Source organism: Burkholderia sp. Ax-1724, assembly GCF_011752995.1.
Taxonomy (GTDB): domain Bacteria; phylum Pseudomonadota; class Gammaproteobacteria; order Burkholderiales; family Burkholderiaceae; genus Paraburkholderia.
The window spans coordinates 351,410-369,585 of the sequence record NZ_VWWL01000004.1 but is presented as its reverse complement, the minus strand read 5'-3'; the positions used below and the strand labels follow the sequence as shown (position 1 = coordinate 369,585).

Here is an 18,176-nt window from a genome sequence, read left to right as displayed (position 1 = left end):
CCGGCGCGCGTCACGCCGGTCGACAACAGCGGCGCGCAGGTCCAGACCACGGTGCTGCCGCCGGCCAACGCCTCGGCCGCGCCGGCCCCGCTTGCTGCGTCGTTGCCCCGCGCGGGCGCCACCTCGACGCCGGCGCCCGTCAATGCCACGCCGGGCCAGGTCGTGGCGGGCGGCAAGGTGCCCGACGAAGCCACGCACGCGGCCGTGCTCGCGCGTCTGCGCGAGACCTACGGCGCGGCCAACGTGGTCGATCAGATCGAAGTGGGCGACGTCGCCACGCCGCCGAACTGGTCGGCCAACGTGCAGAAGCTGCTCAGCCCGCAACTCAAGCAGATCCACAAAGGACAGCTGAAGATCGACGGCACGCAGATCGACGTGCGCGGCGAGGTCGGCAACGAGGCCATGCGCCAGCAGATCGCGAGCGACATGGCCACCGCGCTCAATCCGACTTACACGATCCGCAACGGACTGCACGTGAGCGCTTCCGAGCAGGGCCTGCTCGACCAGACGCTCGCGAACCGCACGATCGAGTTCGAAACGGGCAGCGCGACGCTCACGCCGCAAGGCCGCGCGATTCTCGACCAGATGGCGGCCGTGCTTGCGAAGCTGAATACGCGCACGGTGGACATCATCGGGCACACGGACAACGCCGGCAATCGCACGTCGAACATTGCGTTGAGCCAGGCGCGCGCCGATGCGGTGAAGGGCTATCTCGTGACGAAGGGCATTTCGCCGCAACAGATGACGACGACGGGCGTAGGCCCCGACCAGCCGATCGCGTCGAACGATACGAGCGACGGACGCGCGCGCAACCGGCGCATCGAGTTCCGCGTGGGGCTGTGAGCACGGTCCGCGCGGGAGCGGGCGCCTTATCGGCCTGTTGCGCGCGGTTTGCGTGACTTGCGTGGTTTGCTCGGCGTGGGCACGCCGAGCGCAAGCGATACCGAGGCCGCACGTCTCATCGATAAACGCGCCTAGCCCGCATCGTCCGTCTTCACGCCCAGCATCTCGCGAATATGCGCGAGCGTGCCGTCGTCCTTCACCACCGTCGAGAGCCACTGATGCAGCGGCATTTCCGCCCACTCGGCGGCTTTGTCCGCGAGATAGGCGGCGGGGCTGTGCGGCTCGGTCTCGCGAAAGAAAACGGCGACCGCGCGCAATTGCGCAACGGCCTCGGCGCGGCTCTGGATGCCCGCGTGCGCGCGGACCGGCATTCGAATCGGATTCGCCATGGTGTCCTCGACCGGCAAAGGTGTCCTGAAGCTCGGCTCCGCGCGCTCGTTCGCCGCGGATACGCCGGCGGGCGGCACGGCCTGCCCCTGTTCCTGTTCTTGCTGCTGCTCGGCCTCGTGCGGATTCACGCCCACGTCGCGCGCAAACCGCTCCGCAAGTCGATAAACGCTCTCGCAGGCGTCGCGCGCCTGGCGGAAACTGGGCGCGGCATCCCCGGCGTGCGAGTCGAGCGCCTGGTCGAGCGCCGCGAGCGCGCCCTCGAAGGCCTTCAGTTGCGCGAGCAGCGTGCGATAGAACGCGGCCGGCGTGGCACGCTTCGAGGCGTCGATCTGCTCCACCGACGGCTTGCCGCGCGCAATGTCGTCTGCGTGATCGGGATCGCGCTTGACCGCCTGCGCGACGTGCATCGCGACATCCCAGTCGAGCGCGCTGAACGCGACGCCCGATTGCGTCAGCGGCACCGAGCGCAGCAACTCCGCCGAGCGGCCCGCCAGCCATGCGACGTTGCCGAGGCGATACTCGGTGTCGTCGCCTTCGGGCAGCGGATGCACCTGCTCCCAATACCGTTCGACGAGTCCGGTCAGCAGCGTGTAGCCCTGCGCGAGTCCCGGCACGCCGTCCTGAATCGCCAGCGCCTCGGTCAGCCACACGGCGAGGCGCAGGTCCTTCGTCTGCGTGCCCAGCAGGGCCGTGCAACGCTCGACGACGAAGGGCCAGTCGGCTTCCTTGATGTCGGTGATCCATTCGCCCTGATCGAGCGAGGCGTCGTCGAAACGGCGCGCATGCTGGATCGCATCGAAGTCCGACGAAAACAGCAGATCGTCGCCGCATGGCGACGCTTCGTTGATGGGCGCGAGCAGCGCGGTCATATCCGTCATGTCATTCCACCGTGTACTCGAACTCGCCAGCCTCGTCCGCGCGCACGCTCACGCGCGCGAGCGACGTGCCCTGCGCGATACGCTCCAGGATCTGCTGCGCGAGTTCCGGCAGGAGCGTGCCGTTCAGAATGTGATCGACGTTGCGCGCGCCCGAGTCGACCTCGGTGCAACGCGCGAGCACGGCGTCGACGAGCGACTCGTCCCATTCGAACGTGGCGCCGTGGTTCGCTTCGATACGGCGGCGAATGCGCTCCAGCTTCAGCTCGATGATCTCCGCCAGCACGTCGTCGGAAATCGGGTAATACGGCACGACCTTCATGCGGCCGAGGAAGGCCGGCTTGAAGGTCTTGTACAACTGCGGGCGCAACAGCTCGGCAAGCGCCTGCGCATCCGGCAGTTCTTCGGCGGACTTGTTCAGGCACGCCTGCATGACGGCGGTCGAACCCACGTTCGACGTGAGGATGATGAGCGTATTGCGGAAGTCGATCGCGCGGCCTTCGGCGTCGTCCATCGTGCCTTTGTCGAAGACCTGGAAGAACATTTCCAGCACGTCGGGATGGGCCTTTTCCACTTCGTCGAGCAGCACGACCGAATACGGGTTGCGGCGCACGGCCTCGGTCAGCACACCGCCCTCGCCATAACCGACGTAGCCGGGCGGCGAGCCTTTCAGACCCGACACGCTATGCGCTTCCTGATACTCGCTCATGTTGATCGTGACGAGCTTGCGCTCGCCGCCGTAGAGAATGTCGGCAAGCGCGAGCGCCGTCTCGGTCTTGCCCACGCCGGACGGCCCCACGAACATGAAGACGCCGCGCGGCTTGTTCGGGTCTTCGAGATTCGCGCCCGCCGTGCGCACACGCTGCGCAATCGCTTCGAGCGCATGGTCCTGCCCGATGACGCGCGCGGCCAGCAGCGAATCGAGCTTCAGAACGGTATCGATCTCGTCTTTCACCATGCGGCCGAGCGGAATGCCGGTCCAGGACGCGACGATTTCGGCCACCACGTGCGCATCGACCTGCAACGGGACCATCGGCGCCTCGGACTGCAAGGCGTGCAGGCGCTCGATCAGCGGCGGCAGCGCCTCGCGCGCCGCATCGGCTGCCTGCATTCGTTCGGATGACGTATTGTCCTCGCGCGCCGCGTCGATCTGGCCGCGCAGTTCCGTGATCCGCGCCACGAGTTCGCGCTCCTCGACATGGCGCACCTCGTTGTCGGCCAGTTCGCGGGCGGCGGCATCGCGCTGCTCACGCAGCGCGGCGAGCCGCTCATCGTGCGCGGCGCCGTGCACGGTCTCCCGTTCGAGCGAGGCGATCTCCGCCTCGATGCGCTCGATGTGCTTCTTACCGTCGTCGATCGCGCCCGGCGTCGCGCCCTGCGCGAGCGCCACCTTGGCGCAGGCGGTATCGAGCACGCTCACGGCCTTGTCGGGCAATTGCCGCGCGCTGATGTAGCGATGCGACAGCCGCACGGCCTCGGTAATCGCCTCGTCGAGAATGCGCACGTGGAAGTGGCGCTCCATGAGATTCACCATGCCGCGCAGCATGGCGGCCGCGAGCGTTTCGTCGGGCTCCTCGATCTTCACCACCTGGAAGCGCCGCGCGAGCGCCGCGTCTTTCTCGAAGTAGCGCTTGTATTCGCTCCATGTCGTCGCGGCAATCGTGCGCAACTCGCCGCGCGCGAGCGCGGGCTTGAGCAGGTTCGCCGCGTCGTTCTGGCCCGCCTGCCCGCCCGCGCCGATGATCGTGTGCGCCTCGTCGATGAACAGCACGATCGGCTGCGGGCTTTTCTTCACTTCGTCGATCACGCTCTTCAGGCGGTTCTCGAACTCGCCCTTCACGCTCGCGCCGGCCTGCAGCAGCCCCATGTCCAGCACGCGCAACGCCACGCCGCGCAGCGGCTCCGGCACGTCGCCCGCGGCGATGCGCAGCGCGAGCCCTTCCACGACCGCCGTCTTGCCGACACCCGGCTCGCCCGTCAGGATCGGATTGTTCTGGCGGCGGCGCATCAGGATGTCGATCGCCTGGCGAATCTCCGCTTCGCGGCCGATCACGGGGTCGACATGGCCGTCGCGCGCGCGCTGGGTCAGGTCGGTCGTATACGTGTCGAGCGCGGGCGTTTTCGACGGCGCGCCGGGTGCATCGTGCGCGACGGGCCCGGCGCCGGCATCGGCCTCGCTCGCGGACTCGCGCGGCGCGGCCTCGACCGATCCTTGCGTGACCTCGTCGAAGCGATGCTTGAGTTCCGCGACGGGCACGTCCGCGAAACGCGCCGACATGCGCTGCGCGAACTGCGCGAGATCAGGCGCGCTCAACAACGCGAGCAGCAGATGGCCGGAACGGATGCGCCCGATCTGCGAGTCGAGCGAGGCGATCAGCCAGGCCTGCTCGAACAGTGCAATCAGATGCGGCGAGAAGACCGGCGTACGTGTATTGCCGGTCTTGAACCGCTGCAATTCGCGTTCGAGATCCGCGCGCAACGCATGCGCGTCGACACGCGCCGTGCGCAGCACGCACGCGAGATCGCTCGCGGGCTCTTCGAGCAGCGCGAGCAGCAGATGCTCCAGATCGACTTCATAGTGCCCGCGCGACAGACACACGCTCGCGGCGCGCTCCGCGGCGAGCCGGCATGTCGTGTTCAGCTTGGCGATCAGGGTTTTAAGGGGCGTGCTCATGATGTGCGGTCCGGCCTCGGGGCTCTTGTGTTCAATGGATGACGTGCAGTTCGTAGCGTGCGTCGCGGCGATCGCGGTCGGCTTCGTGCGTGCAAAGAAAGGCGTCCCAGCCGAGCCGCGCGCCGGCGCCGAGATGGCTAGGCCCCACGTCTTCGCGGCGCAGCACGAGCAGCACCTCGTATTCGAGCGTCACGCGCGCGAGCAGCGTGAGCATGCGTTCGAGCGCGACCGCGTGTTCGGCGCCCGGCAGGAAGGCCTCGTAATCGGCCTTCGACAGCGGCCCGATGACGAGACGCGCGCGCATGTCGCGTTGCCAAACGCGCTGGCCCGCGAGCGCCGTGGCGCCGAGCATCGCGTTGCGCCGGCCGAGCATGGACAGCTGGTCGGGCGGCACGTCGTACCACTTGCCGACGAACTGCTCGACGCGCACGGGCACGCCGAAATAGTCGGAGAGCGTATGACGCAGATACGCGGCGGAAACCGGCTGATGACGCGCGGCCACCGCATGGCCCGCTATCGCCTCGTCGAACAGCGCGCCCGTGCCGTCCTGCAGACTCGCACGCGGCCCGTCGTTGGCGACACCCGCCAGCGCGAGCAGGAGCGGCAGGTAGCGCTCGTCGCGGTCGAGTTCGTAATGGAACGGCAGGCGGTATTTCTTCCACGCCGAATAGAACAGCGCCGTGGCGCGATTCGAGAACACGTCGAAGAATTCGCGCGCGGCGCGGTCGCGCCGCAATTGCTCGCGCGCGACGATCTGCTCGGTATAGTGCAGCGGCAGCGCGCCTTGACCGCCGAGCAGTCCGAAGAACGCGGGCGTGAGATCCACGCGTTCGAGTTCGCCGGCATCGAGCGCGTCCGCCCGCTCGCGCGCGTCGGCCAGCGGCGCGCCGGCCGCGTCGTACGACACGGCCTCCGCGATTTCGCTGGGCGGAAACGCGAGCGACAGCGTATTGCGAAAGCCGATGCGCTGCGGGAGAACGTCGCGCTGCCGCGCGTCGCTGTTCTCGACGAACCAGCGTTCGAGCAGGCGCACCGCCTGAAAAAACGCAAAGCGGTGCGGCTCGTCGAGCAGGCGCCCGATTACGCCAGAATCGATTCGCCGCTGCGGGGACTGCATCGCATGATCTCCTCGCCGGTGCGTCGCGACACGACGACCAGTTGTACGAAGCTGTTGATATGCACGTAAAGCCCGAAGAATACGTCGATCACGCGCACGAACGTTCCGAGGCTCGTGCCGACGAAGTGGTCTTCGTCGACGGTGAGCCGTATCTCCAGGCCGCGCACGAAGGTCGCGAACGGCTTGCCGGGCAGCCATTGCACGGCCGCGCGCTGCTCGACGTCGACAATGCCGTCGATATGCCGCGCCGACACCGCCGTGCGGCGCAGGTCGTAGAGCGCGAGCATTTCCTTGAGCGTGGTGGCGCCCTGACTCGCGAGCGAGACGTGGTTCAGCGCGAGATGCGAAATGAGCCGCCAGTGCGCAGCCTGGCGGCGCTCGAAACGCACGCACGGCGTCGGACGCATCAGCAGCGAGATGCTGCTCGTGATCGTGCCGCCTTCCAGAAACAGGTCGCCCCCTTCGATCCCGGTCGCGAGGCTCGTGGGCAGATCTCGGTTGGTACAGGTCAGTTCGAGGCTCAATGTTTCGTTCTGCTGCTCGGCCATGTCGAAGTCGATATCGACAATCGAAATTTCGGTTTCGTAGCCCGGGCTCTTTTGCGCGACCCACTCGTCGCGCCGCGCAAACCAGTAGTGGCCGGCGCGCATCGTCTCGCCATGACGCAGCGAATAAAACGGCCGGAACTCGATGACCGATTCCTCGTGCGCGCGCTGCCGCACCAGCTGCACGGAGTCGATCGAATAGACTTCGTAGGCGAATGCGCGCCGCCCCTCTGCCACGACCGGATACGATGCCGCCTGATGATCGAGGCGGATCGGCTCGCCGTGCTGCTTGAAGAGGTTCACCACGGGCGTGCAGAAGAGCCGCAGATGATGCGCCGCGAGCGTGTCCAGCAGCCGCGCGACGTGCGAGTCGCCGCGCACTTCCTTGAGCACGATGTGAAGCGTGAGCCGCTGACAGCGGCCCGCCGCCGCGGTCATCACGGCGAGGTCGAAGTCGACGAAATCGAACTTGTCGGGAAACGCGAAATACTCGGTGAGGAGCCGATAGGCCGGATGCGATTTCGCCGGATAGTCGATCAGCGCGTCGGCCTCGTCGAAACCGACTTGCGCGAACGGCAGCGCGGAAAGCGCGCGCCAGCGGCCGTTGCGTTCGGGTTCCGCGTAGGCGGCGATCGCATGCACGAACAGGCAGTCGCCGAGCGCCGCGATGAACGACTGCTCGCCATGCAGGTAAGTGCGCAGCGCACCGCTCTTCCACGCGGAGAGATCGAATTGCGGCGAAGTGGATTCGAACGTGATCGACAACACGCCCGTCGCGTTCGGCGGCAGAACGGTCGCGCTCGGCGCAGTTGCCGCCGGCACGTAACGCGCCTCGGAAATGCGGATCGGCGCGAGCGTCACGTCGTAGGCGGTGCGAAAGCGGCATTGCACGCCGCGGATCGGCCGCGACTTGAGTTCCGTGCCGCGCTCGATCACCGCCGGCTCGGTGAGGTTGCCGAACGAGCCCGCGACGCCGAGCTGCGCGATCGAGCACGCCGGAAACGGACGCAGATAATGCGGGTACAGAACTTCGAGCAGCGCCTCGGTGAACTCGGGATAATCGTCGTCGAGACGCTTGTTGATGCGAGCGCCGAGCAGCGCGAACGATTCGATCATCCGTTCGACGTGCGGGTCCTCGCAGTGCTCCCCCGTCATCGCAAGGCGGGCCGCGATCTTCGGATAGCGCTGTGCGAATTCGCGCGAATAACGCCGCAGGAACGACAGTTCGCGTTCGTAATACGGCAACAGCTCTTCCATCTATGACTCTCCCGCCCCCGAAACTTCCTTTACGTCCTGTTATCTCGCGCGATGCGGCCCATGGCCGCCGGCGTCAGGACTTCGCGCGTGCGCGCGTGACCGAATACTGCAGCGTCGAGGGCTGCAGCAGCGCGTCGAAATTCACCGGCTCCTGCGCCGGATGCACCACCAGCATCGCCTGAATCCCGAAGTACAGCGCGTTGGTCGAGCGCTCGTTCAGTTCAAGCGTCACCGACACGCGTTGCAGGCGCGGTTCGTGGCGCTCGATCGCCTGCTGGATCGACTTGCAGATGAAGGCCCGATCGTAATGGCTCGCGAGACTAAGCCCCGCGAAGTCGTTCAGCCCGTAAGTCAGGATCGAACGGCGGCACTCGGGCAACATCGCGAGGTCGGACTCCGTGAACACGATGCGCGAGTTCAGGATCGACTCCAGATCGCGCGCAACGGTCCCCTTGAGTTCTTCGATCGACAACTGCCGCACCGCCGCCGGTGCCGGCGAGTGCGGATCATCGTCGAAGAGCTTGTCGAGCAAACCTGGCTCGAAACGCTTCATCGGTTCAAGTGATATCAGTCAGCAATAGGGCGCAGGCACAAACGCAGGCAGGCGGCCCGCGCCAATGCGCACCGCCCTCGCCTGCCCTGCGTGACGCCGGCTTGCGTCAGACCGCGTAGGTCTTGTCGTTCTTCGTGAGGCTCCATGCGCCCTGCGCATTGCCGCCCTGGTTGCCGCCGATCTTCTGCTGCGTGTACTTCCACTGCACGGCCGCATACTTGAGCGAGAACTGCTCCGTGGGCAACCCTTCGCCGATGACTTCCGGCGTGATGCTGGAGATGATCACGTACTTGAGCTTGATTTCGAGGTACTTGATGCGGTTGCCCTCGCCGTCCGAGCGCATGAAGTCGATCGTCACTTCGTCGAAGGTCGTGCCGCCCGACGCGTGCTGATAAATCAGCGGGCTGACCACGTCGATGTCCTTCGTGAAGCGCATGTCGGAGTGCTCGCAACGCTCGGCGGTGTGGCCGCCCGCCGTCGAGGCCGTTGCCGAACGCGGTTGCAGGATCGAGTGACTCCACGAATCGATCTCGATCCAGCCTGCGTGGTCCTTATCCTGCGACTCGCCCTTGATCGCGGGATTTCCGAATTTTAGATAGATATCCTTCATAATTCCTCGACTCCCCAGAAAGGTGGTTTGCGGTAGTTTTTACGTGCCCCGGGCTTGATGCCCCGGGTCACGTGTCGGAGTGAGCCGCCGGACGACGGTCCACTCATCCCGGTTCAGCCCGTTCGCGCCATTACGAATTGGCCGGTTTCGGTAGATCCGCCACGAGCCGCAGCGAAATCGACAGCTCGTCGAGCTGGAAATGCGGCCGCAGGAAAGCGACCGACCGGTACGAGCCCGGCTTGCCCGGAATCTCGCTGACCTGAATCGATGCCTCGCGCAACGGAAACTGCGCCTTCTGCTCCTGCGAGGCGTTGTCGTCGAGCAGGACGTACTGCGAAATCCAGCGATTCAGGAATACTTCGACGTTTTGCGCGGACGCGAAGCTACCGATCTTGTCGCGCATCATCGCCTTCAGATAGTGCGCAACGCGCGACACCGAGAAGATGTACTGCAACTGCGCGGACAGCACGGCATTCGCGTTCGCGTTGTCGGTACTGTATTTCTTCGGCTTCTGCACCGATTGCGCGGCAAAGAACGCCGCGTAGTCCGAGTTCTTGCAATGGACGAGCGGAATGAAGCCGAGGTCGCTCAGTTCCTTTTCGCGCCGGTCGGTGATGGCGATTTCGGTCGGGCATTTCAGCGCGATTTCGCCGTCGTCGGTCTTGAACGTATGCGTCGGCAGGTCTTCGACGAGACCGCCGCCTTCCACGCCGCGAATCGCCGCGCACCAGCCGAAGTCGTCGAACGCCGCCGTCAGGCGTGCCGCGAAGGCCCATGCCGCGTTACACCAGAGGTATTTGGCGTGATCGGTGCCGTCGACGTCTTCGACGAAATTGAAGCCTTCCGCCGTCGCGCCGTCTTTCGGATTGAACGGCAGGCGGCCGAGAAAGCGCGGCAACGTGAGGCCCACGTAGCGCGAATCCTCCGCGTCGCGGAACGACTTCCACTTCGTGTATTCGACGGTGTCGAACACCTTGCCGAGATCGCGCGGCTTGCCAAGGTCGGCGAACGATTCGAGCCCGAGCAGTTCCGGCGAGGCCGACGCGATGAACGGCGCGTGCGCCGCCGCCGCGACGTGCGACATCTGCTCGATGAAATACATGTCTTCCGGCTGGCGCGTCACCTCGTAATCGCCGATCAGGGCGCCGAACGGCGCACCGCCGAAGGTGCCGAACTCTTCCTCGTAGATCTTCTTGAAGAGCGCGCTCTGGTCGAATTCGACCGCGGTCTTGAAGTCGCGCACGACGTCGCGCTTCGGCGCATGCAACGCCTTGATCTTGATGGTCGAGCCGGTATTGCTTTCCTTGCACAGATACTCGAGACCGCGCCACGTGCTTTCGAGGCGCTGGAATTCCTGCGCGTGCATCACGGCGCTCAACTGGGTCGAGATCAGGCGGTCGAGTTCGGCCACGCGGGCATCGATGGTCGCCGAGAGATTGTTCGAGACGACCACGGTGCCGTCCAGCACCTGATGCACGAGTTCGCCGATCAGGTCTTTCGCGCGCGCATGCTCGGACTCGGATTTCGCAACCTTGCTCTTCTCGACGATCTCGTCGAGCAGCGAAGACGTGGCCTGGTTTTCTTCCACGGCGGCGGTACGAACCGCGCCAGTTTGCTGATTCATGTCGATCTCCCCCGGCGCTTATTGATCGCCGCCGTCGCTGGGTTCTTTGCCCGCATCGCCTGCCGCCTCGTTCGCGCCACCCGCGAGCGCCTGCAACTGCTGCGTGTTGGCGAGCACTTCGCTCAGCAGGTCTTCGAGCTTGTCGTTGCCGGCGAGCTTGTTGCGCAGGTCCGCGAGCTTCGAGCGCGCCTCGAGCAGGCGGCGCAGCGGCTCGATCTGCTCGACGACTTCGTCGGGATTGAAATCGGCCATCGAGCGAAAGCGCAGGTCCACGGCGAACTTGCCGCCCGCTTCGCTGAGCCGGTTCTCGACCTGGAACGCGGCGCGCGGCTCGATGCCTTTCATCACGTCGTCGAAATTATCGCGGTCGATATTGACGAACTTGCGGTCACGCAAACGCGGCTGCTCGACTTCCGACTGCCCCGCGAGATCGCCCATCACGCCGACCACGAACGGCAACTCCTTCACCTCGATCGCATCGCCGAGTTCGACCTCGTAGGTCAGTTGAACGCGCGGCGGCCGCACTTTCTGCAAGCGCTTCTGGATACTTTCTTTCTTTGCCATCGAGGGCTCCCCTGTTCGAGTCGTTCAAGCCTGTTGTCGACCATTCACCGCGAGGCCGTCAGCGCAGCGCGCTGAACGGATCGGCCGCGCCGCTCTTCGCGGCCTTGGCCGCGGGTGCTGCCGGAACGGCTGGGACGGCCGGAGCCGGACCGGCGGGTGCGGACGGCGCGGCCGCCGCTTCGGTCGCCTCGGCGGGCTTCGCCACCGGCTTCTGCACGTGCCGCACGATGCGGCGCTTCCTCGGCGCGGGCTTCTCGGCCGCCTGCTCGGGCGGGAACAGCGAGTCCTCGCCGAGCGTGTCGCGCAACTGCTTCGCGAGCGCCTGCGCATCGGATTTCGCGTCGCCTTGCAGCGAGGCGTCCTGGCGCAGTTCGCCGAGCGATTGGGTGGCGACGCGCAGGCCGGCCACCGCCAGCACGCTCTTCGCGTCGCGGTCGCTCTGGTCGCGCTGCAGCGCTTCCTGCGCGGCGACGATGGCTTGTCCGTAGTGCTGCTGCTGGAACTGGATCTGCGCGATGCGCGACCACGGTTCCTCGCGTGTGGGATCGGCGGCGGCGAGCTTCTGGTACTGCGCGATCGCGTGGTCCTGGTCGCCGCCCTTCGCCGCGGCGTCGGCATCGGCCAACGCCTTGTTGAATGCGTCCGGTGAAGCCGCAAGGTTGTTGTCCTGCGTAGCGCAGCCCGCGATCACCCCGCATGCCAACACCACCCCGAAGAGCCCTGTAATGACCCGGTTTATCATTGTGGTTTCACCAACGTGTAGTTTTTAATTCGATGGAAGGGAAATCAGAGCTTTGCTTTAGCTCCAGTGCGCGGGTATAGTACAGGCCAATTTTTGATAATTCAACTTCTGAATGATCGGTGCACACTCTAATTAGTTTCTTTGAAGCCGGGAGTGTGCAGCGGCAAGAAATTGGCACTGGAAATAATTTCTTTTTCAATCAAATGTATTGATGAGCGAGTCGGCAAAGATTGCCGCATGACATAACCGCGTAATTATTGGCGCAACACGGGGTTAAACGCTTGGTTATGCGGTCGGCATAATCCAGGTCGCAGTTCACCACTCAAGGGGTCCCGGGCATTCGCGCCCGGCGCAATAAAAATGAATGCGCGCGTTATTCGTTTCGCATCGATTCTTCTCGCCAGCATTCAGCTGGCAGGCTGCGCGGCGGCCGTGCCGGCACTCGGCAGCGCAGCGTCGGCAGCCTTGCAGCTCGCGGGCATCGGCAAGCCCGATGTGCCGGACAGCCAGAAACCGCCGCGCAATCTCGGCATCACCCTGCTGGCGGCCCCCAATCTCAACGCGGCGACCGACAACAAGCCGCTCGCGCTGGTGGTGCGGCTCTACGTGCTGAAGGACCCTACGTCATTCCAACAAGCGCCTTTCGATACGTTTACCGACTCGGCGAAGGAAAAGAGCGCGCTGGGTAGCGACCTGCTCGGCGTGCGCGAGGTGACGCTGATTCCGGGGCAGCGATATAACGCCACCGAAAAGGTTTCGCGGGAAGCACAGGCATTCGGGGTTGTCGCGCTATTCCGCGACCCGGCCATGCAGCGCTGGAAATTCGCCTTCGATCCTGCCAAATCCGAGAAATCCGGCATAATGGTCGGCCTGCATAACTGCGCGATGACCGTCACGAACGGCACAGTGATCCCGCCTCAGCAAGGATTACCGTCGCAGCCGCTGAATCTGCTTTCGTCGGTGACTTGCGGGTGAATAACGGGCAAACGGAATATTTAACAATTTCAGTCTCTCAATCGCTGCCGCGAGCGGAATAGGCTGAATCACGCATATAGCCGATTTAACATGAGTTATTCCTCGAAAGTGCTTTGGGGAGAAGGCCTTTTCCTGAGGCCTCAGCACTTCCAGCGGCAGGACGCTTATCACGAAGCGCGCCTGTTCGAATCGATTCAGGCCGTCGCACCGTATAACTGGGGCGTGCGTACGGCACGAATCGATCACGACGCGTTGGGCAGCAACATGCTGCGCCTGAGCGAACTCTCGCTCGTGTTTCCGGACGGCACGCTCTACAGCGCACCGCAGGCCGACGACCTGCCGCCGCCCGTCGCGCTCGACACGCTGCCCGAAGGCATGAACGAATTCACATTCTACCTGGCGCTGCACCAGTTGCGCGAAACCGGCGCGAACTACGCACCGGACCGCGATGCCGGCTTCGTCGCGCGCTATGTGAGCGAGCAGGCGAGCGTGGCCGATCACTACACCGACGCGGCGCAAGCCGACGTGACGTTCCTGAAGACGAACGTCAAGCTGATCGCGCACAGCGAGCCGCGCGACCAGTTGCTCTCGGTGCCCATCGTGCGCGTGCGGCGCACCGCGACCTCGGGCTTCGAAGTCGACGAGAGCTTCGTGCCGCCGAGTCTCGCCATCGAGGCTTCCCCGCTGCTGCACCAGCGGCTGCGCCGCCTCATCGACGCGCTGCAGGCCAAGGTCAATGCGCTCTATGGCTTTCATCGCGAGCCGACCAAGAACATCATCGAGTTCCGTTCGGGCGACATCGCTTCGTTCTGGCTGCTGCATACGGCAAGCGGCGCGTTCGCCACGCTCGCGCATCTGTATCAGCATGCGACGCTGCATCCCGAGCGGCTCTTTCACGAACTGCTGCGCCTCGCCGGCCAGCTCATGACGTTCTCCAAGGGCTACGCGTTCGCCGATCTGCCCGCGTATCGCCACGACGATCCCGGCCCCGGCTTCGCGCGCCTCGATACGATTCTGCGCGATCTGCTCGAAACGGTTATCTCGACGCAGTACTTCGCGATCGCGCTCGAAGAAGTGCGCCCCTCGTTCCATATCGGCCGCCTGGACTCGGGCAAGATCGACGACAAGACCACGTTCTATCTCGCCGTGTCGGCCGACATGCCCGCGGTCGATCTCGTCGAGGCCGTACCGGCACGCTTCAAGGTCGGCGCCCCCGACGACGTCGACAAACTCGTGCTCTCGGCCATGCCGGGCGTGCGGCTCGTCTACACCCCACAGGTTCCGCCCGCCATTCCGGTGCGGCCCGGCGCGTGCTATTTCGCGCTGGAAGCACGCAGCGCGCTCTTCGAGCGCATGGTGCAGTCGCAGTCGGCCATGGTCTATGCGCCTTCGGGCATTAACGATCTCAAACTCGAACTGATCGCGGTGACGTCATGAGCAACGCCCCTTCTCTTTTCGGCAGCGCGGCGCCGGCCGTGAATCACCCTGCTCCTCACGCCGAGCCGGCTTACCAGGTGCGCTCGCTGCTCGATTTGCTGTACGACGGCTTCTTCATGCTGTTCCTGCTGAAGAACGGCCGTGAACCGGGTGACGCTCCCGAATTCGGCGCGCGCGTGCAGCAGTTTCTCGGCGACTTCGAGCGCGGCGCGAAGAAGCTGAACGTCGCGGCCGAAGACGTGTACGCGGCAAAGTTTGCGTTCTGTGCCGCCCTCGATGAATCGGTGCTTGCGTCGTCGTTCCGCATTCGTACCGAATGGGAACGGCGTCCGTTGCAGCTTGCGCTGTTCGGCGAGCAGCTCGCGGGCGAGAAGTTCTTCCAGTATCTCGAGGAGTGCCGCGCGCAAGGCGCACCGCGGCTACAGTCGCTCGAGGTTTTTCATATGTGCCTGCTGCTCGGCTTCCAGGGCAAGTACATTCTGGAAGGACCGGAAAAGCTGGCCTATCTCACGGCACGACTCGGCGACGAGATCGCTCACATCAAGGGCAAGCGCGCGCCTTTCGCGCCGCATTGGCCGCTGCCCGATCAGGTCGCGCACCGCCTCAAGCGCGAAGTGCCGCTCTGGTCGATCGGCACCGTATTCGCACTGGCGGGCCTGCTTGCCTGGCTCGGCCTCAGCACCTGGCTGCGCGATAACACGGTGCATATGCTCGCCCCGTATACGCAGCTCATCAAGCTCGGGCCGCAGTCGGCCAATCTGACGATCTCGCTGCCTTGAATGCATGCCTGCATGCAGGCATGCGGCCGGGGCGGATCAGCTCTGGTTGCACATGCAACGCATGATTGCGGCGGCGGCGTTTCATATTCCGACGATCGCCGCGCCGCTCCATTTCATTTCTTTGGTCTTGCAGACTAGATAGTCCGCCGCAGCACAACAGGCTTTCCACCCATTGTCTGTTTCGTCATCCACGCTGCCAGCGCGGAATCCAGATAGTCCGCATGGCCGGGAAACCAGCCAAACAGGTGCATACCCAGATCACGCACGACCTCGGCGTTGGCCTGCCCCGCCGCAACGGCCGCCTTGACCTCGCCCACCGATTTCAAAACGGCCGCATGCTCTTCGATATGGCAATCACGCGGCGGAAAATTCGTCGTGCGCATCCATTCGTCTTCCTGCTCGAAATGACTGACGGCGTGCTTCTCGAAGTCCTCGATCGCGGCGAGCGCCGTGGTATCGGTACAGGTCACGAGCCGTAGCGCGACCGCATAGAATTCCTCGTGCACATCGTCCATCGGTGTGAAGCCCAGCAGCCGTGCATCCGACCAGACCATGCTGGTATCACTCTGCCGCACCGGTACTTCGATGTCTGCCGTTGCGGATGCGTGCGTCAAATCTTTTGTGTTCATCAATTTCTCTCAAAGCAACGCCATCGACACTAGAACAAAAATGAAGGCGATAGAAAACACCCTCACAGACCCGTCAAACGCGCTTCTATAGCCACTCGCCTATATGAGGCGAGTCAGACTGACGCACGCGGCAACCGCCGCGAAACTCGCACCCGTGATCAACGCAACCACGCCTGCATGATGAGGCTCGATCAGCAATATAAACGCTGTCAGCACGGCACCGAACGTTTGTCCGAGCACGCGCGCCACGCTAATCATGCCGCTGGCATTGCCGGTGCGTCCCGGCGGCGCAAGGGCGAGAAGCGACCGGTTATTCGGCGGCTGGAACAGCCCGAAGCCGATCCCGCACACCGCCATGCGCCAACCGATATCGAACGAAGCGGGATGTGCGGGCAATAGCGCGAGCAGCGACAGGCCTGTTGCAAGAATAGCCAGCCCGACGCCGCCGAGCGCCCCCGCATTGATGCGATTCGACAATGAACCGGCCAGAGGTGCGATACAAAGGACCGCAATCGGCCACGGTGTAATGAGCGCGCCGGTTTCCATCGCACTGCGTCCGAGCGCATCCTGCAGCATGAACGGCAGCGATACGAACGCGAGCATTTGCGCGGTGAACGAACAGACGGATGTCAGGACGGCCAGCAGAAATGCCGGCTTAAGCAGCAGGTCGACCGGCAGGAGCGGCTTGGCTCGATGCCGCTCGCGACGCACCAGCAACCACGCACAGATTGCAGCCGCGGATAGCTGGATGACGATGCTTGCGTTGATACCGTTGCTGTGGCCCATCCGGTCGACGCCGATCACGAGCAGCCCGAACATCGCCGCATTCAGCAGTGCGCTGAAATAATCATAGGATGCTTTCGAGACCTGCGGACGCGGCAGCGCCTTGAATCCGACGAAGAACGTGACAATGCCGAGCGGCACGTTGATCGCAAACAGCCACGGCCATGTAGCAATGGAGAGGATCGCCGCCGCGATGGTCGGCCCGGCGGCGGTCGAAATGGACACGACCGATGCATGAATACTGACGCCGCGCCCGAGCAGCCGCGATGGATAAATCATTTTGATGATGGCGGTGTTGACGCTGCCAATGCCGGCGGCGCCTAGCCCCTGCAAGACACGCGAAATAATCAGCATGTCGAGCGATTGCGACATCGCGCACATCAGCGATGCGAACGTGAAGAGTACGAGCCCGGCTATATAGATGCGCGCATAGCCGACCCGATCACCCAGTGACGACAGCGGCAACAACGTCATGATGATCGAAAGCTGGTAAGCATTGACGATCCACACCGAATCCGACGGGCTGATATTCAATGTCTTGGTGATGGTGGGCAACGCTATGTTGGCAATCACGCTATCGAGCATACTGAGCGCAGTCGCAAGCGATATTGCCAGTACACCGAATATCAGCTTGCTGCCGCTCAGCCCGTCTTCCTTCGTTGCCAAACCGCCCTGCTCTATTGCGATCTGTTGCATGATGATATTTTGACGCGATCCAAAACAGCAACGCCGGGGATTCCCCCAGCGTTGCCTGATGACCGATTAAATGCTGAAGCTTTCGAGGCTCGCCGGATGGAAGAGATCCTTCGCTTCCAGCAGGCGGCTCGACAGCCCTTCCGCGTGATGCTGCGCGAGGAACCGGTTGAGCGTATGTTCGTTCGCGGCGAAACCGTACGGCCAGAAATCCTCGCCCATCAATTCGCGCGCGGCGCGAAGCTGGGTATCGACAAACGGCAGCGTCACCTTCGTCGCAGACGTATCGGTCAGACGGTGCAGCGCGATCGCTTTCGATTTCTCGAAGGCTTTCATCACCGACATCGGCAGCCACGGATGCTGCTCAACGAGCGTGCGCCGGATGCCGAGCGTGTGCATGATCGGGAACAGCTTCGTTTTGCGATACCACGCCGCGGCTTCCGCCTGCGGATCATCGAACAGGTACTTCACGTTCGGAGAACCGCGATCGAAACACGACGGTGCGCGCGGGCCGATCAGCGCATCGATTTCTCCGGCTTCGAGCATGCCGGAAATCGTTTTGCCTTCGGGTGCGTTCACCAGTTCCACATCCTTGGGCAGATTCAGGCTGATCTTTTCGACGCGCGTCGGGTCTTCATAACCGCCGCGTACCCACGTGACGTCCGACGCCTTGATGCCGTACTCCTCTTCGAGGAACAGGCGCACCCACACGTTTGCCGTCAACTGGTATTCCGGCACGCCGATGCGCTTGCCCTTCAGATCTTCCGGCTTGCGAATGCCCGCGTTCGCGTTCACATACACCGACGTATGGCGAAACGCGCGCGACGGAAATACCGGAATGGCAACGTAAGCCGACGTACCCGCGGCCGTCTTGACCGAATAGCTGCTCAACGACAGTTCGCAGATGTCGTAGTCCGCATGACGCAGCGCGCGAAAGAAGATTTCTTCCGGTTCCTGCAACATGAACGTCGGATCGACGCCCTCGATCTGCACTTCACCATCGACCAGGGGGCGCATACGGTCGTAGGGACCGACCGCAACTGAAAGCTGCAACTTGCTCACACCGTCTCCTTTATGGACTGAAGA

The 18,176-nt window shown here is 63.9% G+C and carries 16 protein-coding genes; 4 read left to right on the top strand and 12 right to left on the bottom strand.

What is annotated here, in order from left to right; translation table 11 throughout:
- The coding region (locus F3J19_RS07465) for an OmpA family protein (RefSeq protein ID WP_167039317.1) at positions 1-843 on the top strand (843 nt) is incomplete at its 5' end.
- A 131-nt stretch (positions 844-974) separates the two neighbouring features.
- On the opposite strand, the gene tssA is transcribed toward F3J19_RS07465, so the two are convergent.
- The 9 genes from tssA to F3J19_RS07420 form a co-directional block, all read right to left on the bottom strand.
- Positions 975-2,111: a type VI secretion system protein TssA gene (tssA, locus tag F3J19_RS07460; protein WP_167039315.1), complete on the bottom strand. Its 1,137-nt coding sequence runs from the start codon at positions 2,109-2,111 to the stop codon at positions 975-977.
- Position 2,112: 1 nt separating this feature from the next.
- Positions 2,113-4,782, bottom strand: a complete 2,670-nt coding sequence (gene tssH, locus F3J19_RS07455) for a type VI secretion system ATPase TssH (RefSeq protein ID WP_167039313.1) — start codon at positions 4,780-4,782, stop codon at positions 2,113-2,115.
- A 31-nt stretch (positions 4,783-4,813) separates the two neighbouring features.
- A complete protein-coding gene (gene tssG, locus F3J19_RS07450; RefSeq protein ID WP_167039311.1) occupies positions 4,814-5,899 on the bottom strand; it encodes a type VI secretion system baseplate subunit TssG in 1,086 nt (361 codons plus the stop codon).
- On the bottom strand, positions 5,863-7,701 hold the full coding sequence (gene tssF / locus F3J19_RS07445) for a type VI secretion system baseplate subunit TssF (protein ID WP_167039309.1): 1,839 nt from the start codon (positions 7,699-7,701) through the stop codon (positions 5,863-5,865). The genes tssG and tssF overlap by 37 nt, the downstream gene beginning before the upstream one ends.
- 73 nt (positions 7,702-7,774) lie before the next feature.
- Complete coding sequence (gene tssE, locus F3J19_RS07440; protein ID WP_167039307.1) at positions 7,775-8,254, bottom strand: type VI secretion system baseplate subunit TssE; 480 nt, start codon at positions 8,252-8,254, stop codon at positions 7,775-7,777.
- A 106-nt stretch (positions 8,255-8,360) separates the two neighbouring features.
- Positions 8,361-8,864, bottom strand: a complete 504-nt coding sequence (locus tag F3J19_RS07435) for a type VI secretion system tube protein Hcp (RefSeq protein WP_167039305.1) — start codon at positions 8,862-8,864, stop codon at positions 8,361-8,363.
- 130 nt (positions 8,865-8,994) lie between these two features.
- The gene (gene tssC / locus F3J19_RS07430; protein ID WP_167039303.1) at positions 8,995-10,488 is read right to left on the bottom strand and encodes a type VI secretion system contractile sheath large subunit; all 1,494 of its coding nucleotides are present in this window, start codon (positions 10,486-10,488) and stop codon (positions 8,995-8,997) included.
- A gap of 18 nt (positions 10,489-10,506) precedes the next feature.
- Complete coding sequence (gene tssB / locus F3J19_RS07425; RefSeq protein WP_167039301.1) at positions 10,507-11,052, bottom strand: type VI secretion system contractile sheath small subunit; 546 nt, start codon at positions 11,050-11,052, stop codon at positions 10,507-10,509.
- A gap of 58 nt (positions 11,053-11,110) precedes the next feature.
- Entirely contained in the window at positions 11,111-11,794 is a 684-nt protein-coding gene (locus tag F3J19_RS07420; protein WP_167039299.1) for a hypothetical protein, read from the bottom strand.
- Positions 11,795-12,154: 360 nt separating this feature from the next.
- On the opposite strand from F3J19_RS07420, the gene tssJ reads away from it, so the two are divergent.
- The 3 genes from tssJ (at position 12,155) to F3J19_RS07405 (ending at position 14,985) form a co-directional block, all read left to right on the top strand.
- Entirely contained in the window at positions 12,155-12,769 is a 615-nt protein-coding gene (gene tssJ, locus F3J19_RS07415; protein WP_167039298.1) for a type VI secretion system lipoprotein TssJ, read from the top strand.
- A 90-nt stretch (positions 12,770-12,859) separates the two neighbouring features.
- The gene (tssK, locus tag F3J19_RS07410) at positions 12,860-14,206 is read left to right on the top strand and encodes a type VI secretion system baseplate subunit TssK (protein WP_167039296.1); all 1,347 of its coding nucleotides are present in this window, start codon (positions 12,860-12,862) and stop codon (positions 14,204-14,206) included.
- Entirely contained in the window at positions 14,203-14,985 is a 783-nt protein-coding gene (locus tag F3J19_RS07405) for a DotU family type IV/VI secretion system protein (RefSeq protein ID WP_167039294.1), read from the top strand. The genes tssK and F3J19_RS07405 overlap by 4 nt, the downstream gene beginning before the upstream one ends.
- A 134-nt stretch (positions 14,986-15,119) precedes the next feature.
- Here F3J19_RS07405 and F3J19_RS07400 read toward each other — a convergent pair whose 3' ends face one another.
- The 3 genes from F3J19_RS07400 to F3J19_RS07390 all read right to left on the bottom strand — a co-directional run bounded on the left by F3J19_RS07400 (position 15,120) and on the right by F3J19_RS07390 (position 18,152).
- Entirely contained in the window at positions 15,120-15,539 is a 420-nt protein-coding gene (locus tag F3J19_RS07400; protein WP_240158804.1) for a hemerythrin domain-containing protein, read from the bottom strand.
- A 174-nt stretch (positions 15,540-15,713) separates the two neighbouring features.
- Positions 15,714-17,093, bottom strand: coding sequence for an MFS transporter (locus F3J19_RS07395; RefSeq protein WP_167039290.1), 1,380 nt, complete (start codon positions 17,091-17,093; stop codon positions 15,714-15,716).
- 66 nt (positions 17,094-17,159) lie between these two features.
- Positions 17,160-18,152 (bottom strand): ABC transporter substrate-binding protein, encoded by a 993-nt coding sequence (locus tag F3J19_RS07390; protein ID WP_167039288.1) that lies wholly within the window; start codon positions 18,150-18,152, stop codon positions 17,160-17,162.
- Positions 18,153-18,176: the final 24 nt, after the last annotated feature.